At 64.6% G+C, this 13,650-nt stretch carries 11 protein-coding genes; 10 read left to right on the top strand and 1 reads right to left on the bottom strand.

Features of this window, described 5'->3' with window-relative positions:
* Nucleotides 1–1,072 precede the first annotated feature (1,072 nt).
* The 9 genes from KF791_20530 to KF791_20490 all read left to right on the top strand — a co-directional run bounded on the left by KF791_20530 (nucleotide 1,073) and on the right by KF791_20490 (nucleotide 12,017).
* Nucleotides 1,073–1,690, top strand: coding sequence for a hypothetical protein (locus KF791_20530; GenBank protein ID MBX3734969.1), 618 nt, complete (start codon nucleotides 1,073–1,075; stop codon nucleotides 1,688–1,690).
* A gap of 6 nt (nucleotides 1,691–1,696) precedes the next feature.
* Nucleotides 1,697–2,701, top strand: coding sequence for a GTP-binding protein (locus KF791_20525; GenBank protein MBX3734968.1), 1,005 nt, complete (start codon nucleotides 1,697–1,699; stop codon nucleotides 2,699–2,701).
* 138 nt (nucleotides 2,702–2,839) lie between these two features.
* The gene (locus tag KF791_20520) at nucleotides 2,840–4,036 is read left to right on the top strand and encodes a hypothetical protein (protein MBX3734967.1); all 1,197 of its coding nucleotides are present in this window, start codon (nucleotides 2,840–2,842) and stop codon (nucleotides 4,034–4,036) included.
* 26 nt (nucleotides 4,037–4,062) lie between these two features.
* Nucleotides 4,063–4,878, top strand: coding sequence for a hypothetical protein (locus tag KF791_20515; protein ID MBX3734966.1), 816 nt, complete (start codon nucleotides 4,063–4,065; stop codon nucleotides 4,876–4,878).
* A gap of 584 nt (nucleotides 4,879–5,462) precedes the next feature.
* Nucleotides 5,463–5,792 (top strand): hypothetical protein, encoded by a 330-nt coding sequence (locus KF791_20510; protein ID MBX3734965.1) that lies wholly within the window; start codon nucleotides 5,463–5,465, stop codon nucleotides 5,790–5,792.
* A 129-nt stretch (nucleotides 5,793–5,921) separates the two neighbouring features.
* The gene (locus KF791_20505) at nucleotides 5,922–8,123 is read left to right on the top strand and encodes a GH32 C-terminal domain-containing protein (protein MBX3734964.1); all 2,202 of its coding nucleotides are present in this window, start codon (nucleotides 5,922–5,924) and stop codon (nucleotides 8,121–8,123) included.
* A gap of 182 nt (nucleotides 8,124–8,305) precedes the next feature.
* Nucleotides 8,306–9,436, top strand: a complete 1,131-nt coding sequence (locus tag KF791_20500; protein ID MBX3734963.1) for an esterase — start codon at nucleotides 8,306–8,308, stop codon at nucleotides 9,434–9,436.
* Between the two features lie 606 nt (nucleotides 9,437–10,042).
* Complete coding sequence (locus KF791_20495) at nucleotides 10,043–10,738, top strand: esterase family protein (GenBank protein MBX3734962.1); 696 nt, start codon at nucleotides 10,043–10,045, stop codon at nucleotides 10,736–10,738.
* A gap of 55 nt (nucleotides 10,739–10,793) precedes the next feature.
* The gene (locus KF791_20490) at nucleotides 10,794–12,017 is read left to right on the top strand and encodes an endo-1,4-beta-xylanase (GenBank protein ID MBX3734961.1); all 1,224 of its coding nucleotides are present in this window, start codon (nucleotides 10,794–10,796) and stop codon (nucleotides 12,015–12,017) included.
* Nucleotides 12,018–12,198: 181 nt separating this feature from the next.
* Here KF791_20490 and KF791_20485 read toward each other — a convergent pair whose 3' ends face one another.
* Nucleotides 12,199–13,170, bottom strand: coding sequence for a transposase (locus tag KF791_20485; protein MBX3734960.1), 972 nt, complete (start codon nucleotides 13,168–13,170; stop codon nucleotides 12,199–12,201).
* 73 nt (nucleotides 13,171–13,243) lie between these two features.
* Here KF791_20485 and KF791_20480 point away from each other — a divergent pair, with 73 nt between their 5' ends.
* Nucleotides 13,244–13,507 (top strand): hypothetical protein, encoded by a 264-nt coding sequence (locus KF791_20480; GenBank protein ID MBX3734959.1) that lies wholly within the window; start codon nucleotides 13,244–13,246, stop codon nucleotides 13,505–13,507.
* The last annotated feature ends 143 nt before the right edge of the window (nucleotides 13,508–13,650 follow it).

Raw genomic sequence — 13,650 nt, 5'->3', positions numbered from 1 at the left:
AGAGTCCGCCCTGTAGTGAAGACCTTCCACCCCAATCTTCAGAATCAGGCCCATTCTCTCTCGTCCCCTTCTCCAGTTGCGAAAGTCGGGCTAATTTGGAGATCGGCCCGCGGTAGACAGCCCGCCACGAGTATGCCTCCGCCTGTGCGAAAACCGGGATATGGCGGTGCTGGGATTTCCTTCTTGGTACGACATCAACGGTCATTGACTGGCGAGACGAAGGCAGGCGCGCCAGGGCTTCACTTGATGTTAACATGAAGTGAGATGTAAACACAGCCTCGTGCAAAATTTTCTGTTGTTAGTGTTGACAACGGCGTCTCGTTTGGCAAAATCAGCCGCATGCAGAGGGTGTCGTTCGAGGTCGGCGCTGAATTCGTCGGAGCTTTGGTGGAGAACCTGCGCAACCAGTTGAGGTCCGCCGAGACGGAAGTGGTTCGATTGCGCGGACTACTCGGCCAGATTGAGTCTCAAGCAGCAACAGTGACTGTCGCGCCAAAGGAACCCAGCTACGTCTCCGCATCGAAGAATGCCGTCCTTCGGAAGCCGAAGGCCCCAAAGGGCCAAAATCTTCAGCGGGTTCGCGAGTTCTTGCACGCGAACGGGCCTGCAACACCTTCCGAGATCAGTCGAGCAACTGGGATTGGCGTAAGCTCCGTCCAAGCTGTTCTAGCTCGGAATTCCGACTCTTTCCGCAATGAAGCGGACGGGAAATGGGGAGTTTCCGGATGAGACTTGGCCGAGGGGGCTTGTGACTCCGAAACAAGTCGCCAAGAAAACAAAACCGACTCAGGTGGCTGCGAACTTTGCGAGGTGAGCGCCACCTGAGTCGGACAGGAAGTCCTTGTGGGACGGTAGTTTAACTGGCAAAACACCGGACTTTACAGCCGCGAGTTGCGGGTCCAATCCCCGCCGGTTCCACCAGTCAATTTAAGGTTTGCGGATAACCGCGACTGCCGCTTCGGTCAAGAGTTTTCGGGTGCTGGCGAGATCAACCCCAAATTAGGACACTACCGGGCGCCGGGGCGCCTTGACCCGCGGGCCCGCGCGGGCGTGTCATGCGCGGGTCCGCTGCATGAAGCCGCTGCAATCCTGGTTTGCGACCACCATCTACCACCGTGCCCTGTCGCCCCGGTCGGGCGTCACCCTCAACCGGGAACTGTTGAAGGAGTGTCGTCAGCTTCGGGATTTCGATGCGGCCGGACGCCGCTGGTCGGTGGCAAATTACCCCGGGGGCTACACGAGTTACGGGACGATGGATCGTCTTCAGCGGTTTTCGTCCACGTTTGCCGAACTGGAACGACACCTGAACCGCCATGTGACCACCTTCGCGCGCTCGCTCGAATGGGACCTCGGCGGTCGCGAACTCCGCATGACGGACTGCTGGGTCAACATCATGCCCAGGGGCGTGTCGCACGGACTGCATCTCCACCCGAACGCCGCGGTCAGCGGCACCTATTACGTGGTGACTCCGCGGGGTTGCCCCGGGCTGAAGTTTGAGGATCCGCGGCTCGACCGTTTCATGGCGGCCCCACCGCGTCGCGCGGGCGTTTCCCCGGGCCATCAGGTGCATGTGACGTATCCCGCGACGACCGGACACCTCACCCTCTTCGAAAGCTGGCTGCGACACGAGGTGACCGCCAACCCGGTGGCCGCTGAACGCATCAGCATCAGCTTCAACTACGACTGGTAACCCGTCATGTCCCCCGAACCCCTCCCGCTCGTCCTGCTCACCGGCTTCCTTGGCGCCGGCAAGACCACCCTGCTGCTGCGATGGCTCGAGGAGTCGCCGGCCACCGGACGCCGGCTTGGCGTGGTGATGAACGAGTTCGGTGCGGACAGCGTGGACTCCCGGCTGATCGGTCGCCCGGGGCTCCCGCTGCAACAAGTGGCGGGCGGCTGCGTCTGCTGCGCCCCGGACAACGAACTGCCCAATGCCGTGACCCGCCTGGTGCGCGAGGGGGCCTGCGACGGCCTCGTCGTGGAGACGAGCGGGCTGGCGGATCCGGACAACATCATTGACGTGCTGACGGATCCCGACCTGTTGCCTGCCGTGCGTCTGCAGGCGGTGGTCACCGTGGTGAACGGCGAGTGGTATGCGGGCGCCGAGGGGGACATTGGGGAGCGCGTGCTGGCCCGCCGGCAGGTCGAGTTCGCGCACGTCGTTGCGGTGTCGCGGTGTGATCGGCTGACGCCCGCGGCCGCCGCCGCGGTCCTGGAGGCCCTGCGTGCGGTGAACCCGTCGGCGGACGTCGTGAAGCTTCCGTTCGGGCTGCCGGATCTGCGGGCATTGTGGATGCGTCCGCCCGCGCAGGCGGTGATTCCCATGGACGCGGGGCCGGACGTCGCCCTTGCGGCTCCGAGGGCCCACTTGCATACCACCTACCAGAGCGTGACCTGGCGGTTTCCGGTGCCGGTGGATCGCTCGAAATTCGAGGCCTTCCTTGCCGGACTGGATCCGAGGCAGGTGGTCCGGGCCAAGGGATTTGTGCGCTTTACCCATGCTCCGGAGCGTCTGTTCCTTTTTCAGACCGTGTGGGGACACCATGTGATCGAGGAGTTTCCGGCCACACCGCATCCCGATCCCATCGCGGTGCTGATCGGACCCAGCCTGGATCCGGAGGTCCATCGCGCCGGGTTGAGAACGCTGGTGTTTGGCGGCGGCCGGGCGCTGGCCGTGCAGCCGGCGTCCGGACCGCAATAGCCGCCTTCCGTCGAAGGATCCGGGCGTTTCCGGCGTCGGATGCCCGTGCCAATCCCGCCGGTCTTCAGACGCGTTCCGTGGCTCCTGGTGTTGTGCGGTTGGTGGCTCACGGCGGCTCCCAACCCGGAACCCTTTCCCGTGGTTTCGTCCAAGAAGGGGCTGCAGGTGCAAATGGTGGATGACGCCCTGGCGCTGGGGATCAAGCACGCCGCCCTGAATTTCAATCTTGCCCAACTGGCGGACCCGCGGGGGGATCCGGACAATCCCGCCTGGGAACTGGAGGGGCACACGCATCGGTTCCACCGGTCCTATCTGGAGGCTCTCGACCGCCAGATCCGGCCGCTGTCCGACCGGGGCGTCGTGGTGTCCCTGATTTTGCTGAACTACGTCAGTCCGGACCCGGACGTGCGGCGTCTGCTCCAGCATCCGGGCTACGACACCAATTGCCCCAACCACCTCTCCGCGTTCAACACCTCGACCCCGGAGGCCCGGCGGTGGCTTTCGGCCGCCGTCGCCCTGATGGCGGAGCGTTGGTCGCGTCCCGACGGCCGCCACGGGCGCGTGTGGAACTGGATCGTGGGCAACGAGGTCAACTCCCACTGGTTCTGGTCCAACCAGGGCCGGGTGGATGTGGAGACGTTCACCGGGGACTACCTCCGCGCGGTGCGCACCGTGCATGCCGCGGTGCGGCGCCACTCGCTGCATGGCCGGGTGTACGTGTCACTGGAGCATCATTGGAACATCCGCTACCCGGGCGGGGACGACCGGCAGACCTTTGCCGGCCGGGACTTTCTGGAGCGTTTCAGCCGGCTGGCGCGCGCGGGTGGCGACTTCGACTGGCATGTCGCGTTCCATCCGTATCCGGAGAACCTGTTCAATCCGCGGACTTGGGAGGATACCTCCGCGACTCCGGACTGGCGGACGACGCCCCGGATCACGTTCCGGAACCTCGAACAGTTGATGGCGTTTCTGGACCGTCCGGAGTTCCACCACGACGGTCGAGCGCGCCGGGTCATTCTCAGCGAGCAGGGGTTTCATTCGCCCGACGGACCCGACGGCGAGGTCCTGCAGGCCGCGGCGTACGGCTACGCGTGGCGCAAGATGGCGGAAATGTCCGGGGTTGATGCCTTCATCCTGCATCGCCACGTGGATCACGCCCATGAGGGCGGATTGCGCCTCGGGCTTTGGCGGCGGGCACCGGACAGTGTGGCCACGCCGATGGCACCCAAGCGGATTTACGAGGTGTTCCGGTTGGCCGACACCCCGGGGGCGGAGGAGGCGTTTGCGTTTGCATTGCCGGTCATCGGGATTCCGGACTGGGCGGCATTGCCCTGAACAGGAGCCCTTCCTAGGGTCGGTGCGTGGAACAGGTGCACACCCGGCTCGTCGAGGAACTGGAACGGCCAAGGCCGCTCACGGACCAGGTACTGCGGCATCTGGCGGCGGCTCACGGCGTGGATCGCTCCGGGGCAGGAGTCTTCCTGGGCGCGCATCTCGCCTCTTTTGAAGACGATGAGTACGACCTGATGCTGTCCTCGCTGTACACCCCCAAGCTGGAGGACCAGGCGATCTTTGCCGGCCTGCTTGGGGCGAACGCCGTCCCGCAGGCCACGGTGACCTCGTGGGTCCGCGAGCTGGAGGCGCGTCCGACCCTGGGGCGCCTTCTTCCTCCGGACGAGGCGATCCTGGAGTTCCCGCACCGGGCGGTGACGCTGGAGCGGTACCTGTTTCGACTCCGCCTCGAGGCCACGGTACCCGGACCTCTGGAGCGGTTGATCCAGACGCTGCCGCCGGCCGCCGATCGCCCGGTCCTCGTGGCGATGGCACGGCGGGCGATCTGGAATACGGAGCCGCGTCGGGAGGTGCTCCTGCGGTTTTTGTCCGCGCATTATGCGGACGCGGGCGCCGATCTGAAGGATCCCGTGGCGTTGCTGGGGTTGATGGAGTCCTCCGAGCCGGCGGACATCCGCGATATCCTGTCGCGGATTCCTGCGTGGGAGCAGGTCGTTCGCGCCCAGGTGACCGCTGCCGGGGCTCCGTCGCCGTTCTTCAACGAACGGGTGCAGGATCTGCATGGTGGCGGACGGGACCAGCGCTCCGGGAGCATGCGGTTGCAGGCCCTGAAACAGGAGGAACTCGGGTTCCTCGGGCGGTTGGGGCAACGGCTGCGAGGTTGAGCCCTTGCTGGCGGGCCCTCCGGGTCAATGCCCCGGTTGAACCCCTGGATGAAGCGCGGTTTGAGCCGCTGCAGGTCTGCACTGACGTCCCACATGCAGGGATCATGGGCGACGGGAAACGAGGCGGGAGTCTTCAGGCGACGCTGGCGCACGAGGACAGCGGCTTCCTCCGCGACGAAAGGCCCGCCATCGCCAGATCTGCGGATGGAGGTCCTGTCCCTGTGTGGCCCTCGGATGCCGGCTCGCATTCCTGTTCCACCACCCATGAGCGCGCCCACAGCGACCACCGTTGACACGGCCTCCCCGCCGCTTCCCCGGGCCGGGAGCAGATATTTGACCTGTCACTCTATCAACTGGGTGACCATTGCGAACCTGTTCGGCGCGATCTTCGTGGTTTTTGCGTGCGTGTGGTTCCTCGTGGATTGGTGGCCCGAGATTGGGCCATTGGGCGTGCTCGGCGTGGCCGCGGCGTGGCCGCGGCGTGCGGTACCGCGTTTGCCATCGCGAGCAGGTGGCTCGCGCGCACCGGCTTCTCGGAAGCGTCAGGAATTGCGGCCATTTTGGGTGTCGCACTCGTGCCGGTGATGGCCTGGTCAGCGGAGTCGGTCACGGGTCTTTGGACGTCGCACCCCCACCTGGTGGCGGGGATTGCCCTGATCTTGCTCTACGTGCTCTGGCCGGCCTTTTCCGTTTTTCGTTCGTTCGCCCGTTTTCCAGCTCTGCTGGCGTTCGTGGGTGCCCTGCTGATTGCCGCGACGGTTTGGACGCAGCGCACCTTTCCTGAACTGGCCCGGCGTGTGGCGGCAACCCGGGATCCCGGCGATCGCCGAGGGCTTCCCGGCCCGGCGTGGATCCCGTGGATCATCGTCGCCGCCTTCCTGCTGCTCACCGTGGCTCGTGCCTCGTCCCGTTGAGCGCACGAAACTTTTGTGCCTCGTCAGCAGAGGATCGCGGCTGTCGTGACGTTCTGGTTGATATCTTTCTTTTCAAGCACCCCCCACGATGGCATCTCCTCGCCAGTTTCGTGATCTTTGCTGAGATTTATGAACATCAGGGCCATCTTCTCCACCATGGTCGCCGTCGCCGCGCTTTCGAATGGCGCGTTCGCGGCCGAACCCACCCTGCCGAACCCGCTTCGGGAAAAGACGCTCGTGGTGTGGGCCGCTCCGGCAAATCTGACCCAGCGCGGTGGCAGTGTGCTGACTCTCGACGACCGCCACTCGCACTTTGATGGCGTCGTCTTCGGCGAGATCGCGCCGGGACGCTGGATGGCCGGCAGCGACTCCTTCAAACGGACCCTGCGGTCCCAGGGGTCGGTGCCGGAGGAAACCAGCACCGGCGGAGACCCAGTGCAGATCGCCATCGTGTATCGCGGCCGGGAGGTGGAGATCTATCGCAATGGGACGCCGTACTCGCGGTACGTGGTGGACGGCGTCCGGATGTTCGGTCCGGACAGCGCCGTCGTGCTCGGTCTGAGGCACCTCGAGGCTCAGGACGGCGCGTGTTTCGCCGGTTCCATCGAGGACGCTCGCATCTATGACTTCGCGCTGTCCGCTTCCCAAATCGGTGCGCTCAAGCCCAACCAACCCTCTGAACCGGCGCCGGTGGGATGGTGGCACTTCGAGAACGGGGACGTGCGAGACGCCACGGGACACTTTCCTCCTGGCCGGTTGGTGGGCGCCGCTCGCGTCGAGGGCGGACGGTTGATCCTGGATGGTGACGACAGCTTCCTCGTGACGCCGCCGGAGGCCGCGCCGGGTGCCGCTGAGGTTGTTCAGCCGGACGTGCCCGAGGAGTGGATCCTCAACTATCACCTCATGCATCCCGGCGCCGAGAGCCTGCCCGGGGATCCCAATGCGGCCTTCCATCTCGATGGCCTGTATCACCTCCACTACATCCTTCGGCATCCTTGGAAGGGTCGCCAGACCTTCGCCTTCGTTCATGTCACCAGCCCCGACCTGCTCCACTGGACATGGCAGCCCACGGTTCTCCAACGGTCGTTTACCGGGCACGGCATGTTCAGCGGCACCGGTTTCATCGCGCCCGATGGCCGCCCTGCGGTGATCTACCATGGCGAATCTTCGGGCCGGAATCAGATCGCCATCGCCACCGATCGCCAGCTGTCGGGCTGGGAGAAGCCCTACCCGGTCGAGGTCCAACGTGCCGACGGCAGCCCGGCCGAGATGAACCACTGGGACCCCGACTGCTTCCGGGTGGGTGACACGTACTACGCCATCTCCGGGGGCAACAATCCGCCCGTGTTCAAGTCCAAGGACCTGCGCCACTGGACGCTCATCGGCGATTTTGTAGGGCGGCAGTCTCCGGATGTTGTGGTGGGTGAGGATATCTCGTGTCCCAATTTCTTCCCCTTGGGCGACCAGTGGATGCTCCTGTGCATCAGCCACCCGTTGGGCTGCCGGTATTATCTCGGCGATTGGGATGCCACTGCAGAGCAATTCGTGCCGCGAACGCATGGCCGCATGAACTGGGCCCGGAACGAGCAGCTCGTTTGGGGTGTGCTGAACCGCACCGACTTCTTCGCGCCCGAAAGCGTTGAGACTTCCGATGGACGCCGGGTGATGTGGGCTTGGCTTACTTCGGTGGGACCTGACAACGTCCTTCTCCATCGGACCATTCAGTCGCTGCCGCGCGAACTGAGTCTGCCGTCGGATGGGCGCCTGAGGATTCAGCCCCTCCGCGAACTTGAAGGACAGCGACGCGACCCCGTCACCCTCCGCAATGTCGTCTTGTCGCACGCCATCACCGGCCATGGCGATCGGGTGCCACCCACGTCTGCTCCGGAATTGCAACGGATCACCGAACTGCCCGGGGATTCGGTCGAGTTTCGGGTGATCATCCCGCGCGCCGAGGCATTGCGAAAACTCTTGGGCTTCGTCCTGTTCGCCGGCGGTGACGATCCGGGACTTCCCATTCTTCTCCGACCGGACACGGGCACGCTCCGGGTGGGGACGACGGAGGCACCGTTCGCCATCACGGAACTGGCAGACGACGAGGACCTGGAGTTGCGGGTATTCGTGGACAAATACCTCGTCGAGGTCTTTGCCAACGGTCGCCAGGCCGTGTTGGCCGCCCACCCCCATCCCAGCGAGCGTCGCGCACTGGACGCCTTCACCGTCGGCGCGCCGACCACCCTCCGACAGCTCGACCTTTGGCGCATTGAACCCACCAACCGGGGATTTTACGAGGCGCGGACCAATCGCATCTGGGAGCCGAAGCCGCTCTGAATGCCCAGTGTCGCTTCGGTCGCGGGCCGGGCCCTTCCGGGCTGAAGTCCGCGCTCCGCTGTGGCGACTTGGAGGGAGCCGAGGAGGCCGAAATCCGCAGACGGCCGGCCCGCAGCCGCAGATTCCTGAAACCATCCGCCCCGGAGCCGGTCCACAGGTTTCGTGGAGACCCCATGGGACTGATGAAGCCAAGACTCCTCCCCTTCGTGCTGCTGACCGGGCTGGCCGTGACATCCGGCATCGCCCAAGCCCGGTCCGACGCTCCGGAAGACGACTGGAAACCGGCCACTTCCAATCAACCCGGCAAGGACTACCCCAAAGTCAATCCGGAGGGCCGCGTGAAATTTCGCATCGTCGCGCCGGAGGCCCGAAGCGTGGGCGTGACCTTCCGCGACAGCAGCGAATTCATCCGGGGGGACGATGGCGCCTGGTACGGCCACACCCGGCCGCTGGATGAGGGATTCCACTACTACCTGATCCGGTTGGATGGGGCGGAGGTGCCGGATCCCAATAGCCGGATGTTCTTCGGGGCCAACCGCTGGGGCAGTGCGGTCGAGGTTCCGGCCAAAGATCAGGATTTCTATGCCCTGAAGAACGTGCCCCAGGGCCAGTTGCGCGAACTCTTCTTCCACTCGAAGAGCACCGATGCGATGCGCCGCGCGTTCGTCTACACGCCGCCGGGCTACGACCAGAATCCGGACCGGCGGTATCCCGTCCTTTATCTCCAGCACGGCTGGGGCGAGAACGAGTACGGTTGGGGAGTCCAAGGGCGGGCCCGGGAGATCATGGACAACCTGATCGCCGGGAACAAGGCCCGGCCGTTCCTCATCGTCATGATCTACGGCATGACGAACGAGACGCCGATGGGCGGCCTCCGGAACTTCGACATCACTCCCTTCGAGACGGTGCTTGTGCAGGAACTGATTCCGTTCGTTGACGCGCATTTCCGGACGCTCTCCGACCAGCCCCACCGCGCGATGGCCGGCCTCTCCATGGGCGGCATGGAGACCCGGATGATCACGCTGCGCCACCTCGACACCTTCTCGCACATCGGGGTCTTCAGTGGCGGCAGCATTGCCGTGACGAATCTCACGGACCTGGAGGCGTTCAAGTTGAAGAACCGGCTGGTCTTCGTCAGCTACGGCAGCAGGGAGTTGGGCGACAACCGCGGCGGGGATCCCAAGTCCAACGTCGAGGCGCTCAGGGCGGCAGGGATCAACAGCCACTTCTACGTCTCGCCGGATACCGCCCACGAATGGCAGACTTGGCGACGCAGCCTCCGCGAGTTCGCGCCGCTGCTGTTCAAGGAGTGAGACTTTCCCATGACATTCACGCGATCTGCACCCCCTGCCATCCCCCCGTCCATGAAGACTCCTGTCATCACCTCCCTGATGCTTGCCGGCGCCACCACATTGCTCCACGCCGCCGGACTCGACGGCACTTGGAAGGCCGCGTTCGACACGCAGGTCGGCAAGCAGACCTATGTCTACGAGCTGAAGACCGTCGGCGAAAAGGTCACCGGCAAGGCCACGGGGAGCATCAATGGCGGGAACCAGCGCACGGTGGACATCCAGGACGGAAGGCAGGTCGGCGACAAGGTGAGTTTTGTGGAGGTCTTCAGCTTCCAGGGGAACGACATCTCGATTCGCTACCAAGGTACGATTGCGGGCGATGTCATCCGGTTCACGCGGCAGGTCGGCGACGTGGCGACGGAGGAGTTTGCGGCCACCCGGATTCCGGGAGAGGCCGCGGCCTCCGTACCTTCGGACAGGGCGGCCCCATCCGCCGACCGACCGCGTCCAGGACGCGGCGGCTTCGGCGGCCCCATCGAGCTGGGTCCGGATGACCGGCGGGCGTTCCCGGAGGAACCCCCGGGATTCGATCAGGCGCGGGTGGGGATTCCCCACGGCAAACTGGAGATGGTCGAGTACGACTCGACGACCGTCGGCACACGGCGCAAGGTGCTCATCTACACGCCGCCCGGCTATTCGGCCGACCAGAAATATCCGGTGCTCTACCTGCTCCACGGCATTGGTGGGGACGAGGAGGAGTGGCGCCGTGGCGGTCAGCCGGAAGTCATCCTCGACAACCTGATCGCGGACCAGAAGGCCGTGCCGATGGTCATCGTCATGCCCAACGGGCGCGCGCAGCCGAACGACCGCGCCGAGGGCAATGTCATGGCCAGCGCGCCCGCCTTCGCCCACTTCGAGGGCGACCTCCTCAATGATCTCATTCCATTCGTCGAGGCGACGTATTCGGTGAAGACCGATCGCACAGACCGCGCGCTGGCCGGACTCTCGATGGGCGGCGGCCAGTCCCTGAATTTCGGGCTGGGGCATCTCGACACCTTTGCCTGGGTCGGCGGGTTCTCATCGGCGCCCAACACGAGGCCGCCGGCGGAGCTCATGCCCGATCCGGAGCTCGCGAAACAGCAGCTGAAGCTGCTCTTCGTTTCCTGTGGCAACCAGGACGGCCTGATCCGCATCAGCCAGGGAGTCCACGCCTTCCTCAAGGAGAACGGGGTTCCGCACATCTGGCACGTGGATGAGCACGCCCATGATTTCCAGCATTGGAGGAAGGCGCTGTACCAATTCGCACAACGGATTTTCCGCTGAGCGGCCAACCGGACGGGGATTGCGAGGTACGGCCTGCAACTCAACGAATTTCCAAATGCATCTCCCGCGTTTCGCATGGGTGTCGGCCGCCGGTGGGCTCGCCACCGCCTTGTTGGTCCTGCGCTGGACGGCGGTCGCCGTCGAGTCGCCTCCGTCGCTTAAAGAGGCCTTCGAGCCGTTTTTCTTGGTCGGCACGGCCCTTAATCGCTCCCAAGTCACTGGCAGCGGCGGGCGCCGGACGGCGGAGCAGCTTGCGACGGACATCGAGTTGGTGAGGTGGCATTTCAACCAGATCACCGCGGAGAACGACATGAAATGGCAGCTCATCCATCCCCGTGAGGGGGCGGATGGCTATGACTTTGCCCCCGCGGACGCCTTCGTGAACTTTGGGATGACCCACGGCATGATTCCGGCGGGACACACGCTGGTGTGGCACAGCCAGACTCCGGATTGGGTGTTTGCCGGCACGAATCCGCCGCCGGCTTCCGCCGGCCCCGTTGGTGTCACGGGTTCCGCGGGGTTCGGTCGCACCTACTCGGGACCACGCGCCTCCCGCGAGGAGTTGCTCGCGCGCATGCGCGAGCACATCCACACCGTTGTGGGCCGCTACAAGGGCAGGGTGAGGGCGTGGGACGTGGTGAACGAGGCGCTGGCCGACGGTGGACCGGAGAAGGTCCTGCGAGACTCCCTTTGGCTGCAGATCATCGGTCCGGACTTCGTCGCCGAAGCCTTTCATTGCGCTCACGAAGCGGACCCCGACGCGATCCTCCGCTACAACGACTATGGACTCGAAAACCCGGTGAAGATCCGCAAGCTCGTCAGCTTGATCCAGTCGCTGCGTGAGCAGCGGGTGCCGATCCACGCGATCGGCACACAGGCCCATCTCAATGTGGCCAGTGCCGGATTCGACGAGATGGACCGGTCCCTGACCGAGATTGCGAAGCTGGGCCTGCCGATTCACATCACCGAACTGGACATCAACACCGCCCAAGGGGGACAGCGCGGCACGGGCGCCGACATCACTGCCAATGACGCCGCCACCCGGGGCGGACTGGTGGCGGTTGCCGATGAACGACTGGCCCAGGCCTACGACGGCGTGTTCCGGTCCTTCATCAAGCATCGGGATCGGGTCGAAATGGTCACCTTCTGGGGCGTGAACGACGCCGTTTCGTGGCGCGCCCGGGGGAGGCCACTGCTTTTCGACGGAGACGGACGGCCCAAGCCCGCCTTCGACGCGGTGATCCGCACCGCTCGCGGGGGGTCTCCGGAGCCCAGGTGACCCATCGGAGGGTCTTGGGTGGGGTGTGGAAGAGGAAGCCCCGGCTGTGGATTCGGCCACTCGATTAAGCGACCGGTTAAAAGGCTGCCGGTGTAATTCCTGAGTACCAACGTGCTCTTCTCCTCTTCGTCACCTCAAGGCACCACCTCGGAGGACTGGTTAGCGTTGGGATCGAAGGCCGCTACCCGACCGCTCGCACTTGCAGATCTCGAAGGACGCTGATCCCGGGTAATGGCACTCCCCGAATTCGTCGAGCCCCGTCTTTGCGTTTGGCGCCAAACCGTTCCCGATGATGGACGAACACCTCGTTCACGAATGCCTTGGATCCCAGCACCACCCCGTCGGTCAGGTGCCGCACCCGCAAGCGCAGCACCTGCGGCACGCTCAACGCCCCGCCGCGTCGCAACTCCTCGAGGATCGTCTCCCGATCCAGCGCCACCTTGTCGCTCCGCCCCGGGCTCCCCGCCGTCACGAACAGACTCTGCCGGTACTCCGCCGCCGCCTCCCCCCAGGCGAGCGGCTTCAGGCAGCTCATCAACCCTTTGCGCAGCACCCGGTTGCCCGTCAGCGCCGCGGCATAGCCGCAGAACCGGTAGTCCTTGGGATCCTGCACGATGCCGGCCCGCACCGGATTCAGGTCAATGTACGCGGCCACCATGCGGACCGTGCCCGGGTTGTCCTCGATCAGGACGCTCTTGAAACGTTCGGCCCACAGCGTGCCGAAGCGGCCGGTCTGGCGATTGTACCAGCGGCTGAAGCGCTGTTTGAACTCCTTCATGAACGCGGACACATCGCCCATTCGTTCCAGCAGCGACTGGCGAATATCCGGATCCACCGCCCCACGCGTCTCCAATCCCTCCCGGGCCAGGACGGTCAGGATCCCTCTCTTGCCGTAGAACCCCTCCAGGCGTTGGAGCAGTTCGGCATCCGGGATTTCCCGTGCTGCCGGGACGCGCAGGAGCAGGTGGAAGTGGTTGCCCATCATGCAGTAGGTGATGATCTCGATCCCGCAGAACCGGGCGAGTTTGAGGAGGATCTCGGCGAGCTTCTCCTTGCACAGATCGTCGAGCAGACGCTGACCGCCAACGACGCGGGAGATGCAGTGGTACACCCCCACCCGCCCCTCCTCCGCCTTCACCTTCATCCGTGCCATGCGCATGGATCGTTTCTACCCCTCGTTCAGGGGAATGTCAATCTTTGAACCATCACTCCATTTTCTAGAACGAGTGGTTCTCGACCCCACACCCACCATCATTCCGGCCTTCGCGCCAGACACCGGCTTCGAGCTCGCTTGGGAGAGCCAGCCCGGCAAGGTCTACGACCTGGTCACCTCGACGGATTTCTCCACGCGGGTTGAGGCGTGGCCGGTCCATGCGGACTACGCCGACATCCCCGCCACCGGCACCACAACCACGTTGACAGATGTCCCCGTGGACGGGTCGCGGTGCTTCTTTGCCGTGATCGAGAAGGACGCCACGCCGGGGGAGTAGGCTCACCGCAGAACTTCTTGTAGGCACGTTGAAATCCGTCAGCCCACGAGGGGAAATCAGGAGTTGACCTATCGAACAGTGCATACACTGTCCTATTGTTGACGCGGAATCCACCACAAAGTACTATTTTGCCCGTGAAAAAT

This window comes from Verrucomicrobiia bacterium (assembly GCA_019634635.1).
In the GTDB taxonomy this organism is placed as follows: domain Bacteria; phylum Verrucomicrobiota; class Verrucomicrobiia; order Limisphaerales; family UBA9464; genus UBA9464.
Note: the sequence above shows the minus strand (reverse complement) of the source record. Positions and strands in the feature narration are given on the sequence as shown.

What these genes read in the sequence shown, in the direction of transcription:
- KF791_20500 (MBX3734963.1), top strand. Translation starts at nt 8,306, where the DNA reads ATGAAGCCAAGACTCCTCCCCTTCGTGCTGCTGACCGGGCTGGCCGTG.
- KF791_20510 (MBX3734965.1), top strand. Translation starts at nt 5,463, where the DNA reads ATGGCCTGGTCAGCGGAGTCGGTCACGGGTCTTTGGACGTCGCACCCC.
- KF791_20525 (MBX3734968.1), top strand. Translation starts at nt 1,697, where the DNA reads ATGTCCCCCGAACCCCTCCCGCTCGTCCTGCTCACCGGCTTCCTTGGC.
- KF791_20485 (MBX3734960.1), bottom strand. Translation starts at nt 13,170, where the DNA reads ATGGCACGGATGAAGGTGAAGGCGGAGGAGGGGCGGGTGGGGGTGTAC.
- KF791_20505 (MBX3734964.1), top strand. Translation starts at nt 5,922, where the DNA reads ATGAACATCAGGGCCATCTTCTCCACCATGGTCGCCGTCGCCGCGCTT.
- KF791_20495 (MBX3734962.1), top strand. Translation starts at nt 10,043, where the DNA reads ATGGTCGAGTACGACTCGACGACCGTCGGCACACGGCGCAAGGTGCTC.
- KF791_20530 (MBX3734969.1), top strand. Translation starts at nt 1,073, where the DNA reads ATGAAGCCGCTGCAATCCTGGTTTGCGACCACCATCTACCACCGTGCC.
- KF791_20490 (MBX3734961.1), top strand. Translation starts at nt 10,794, where the DNA reads ATGCATCTCCCGCGTTTCGCATGGGTGTCGGCCGCCGGTGGGCTCGCC.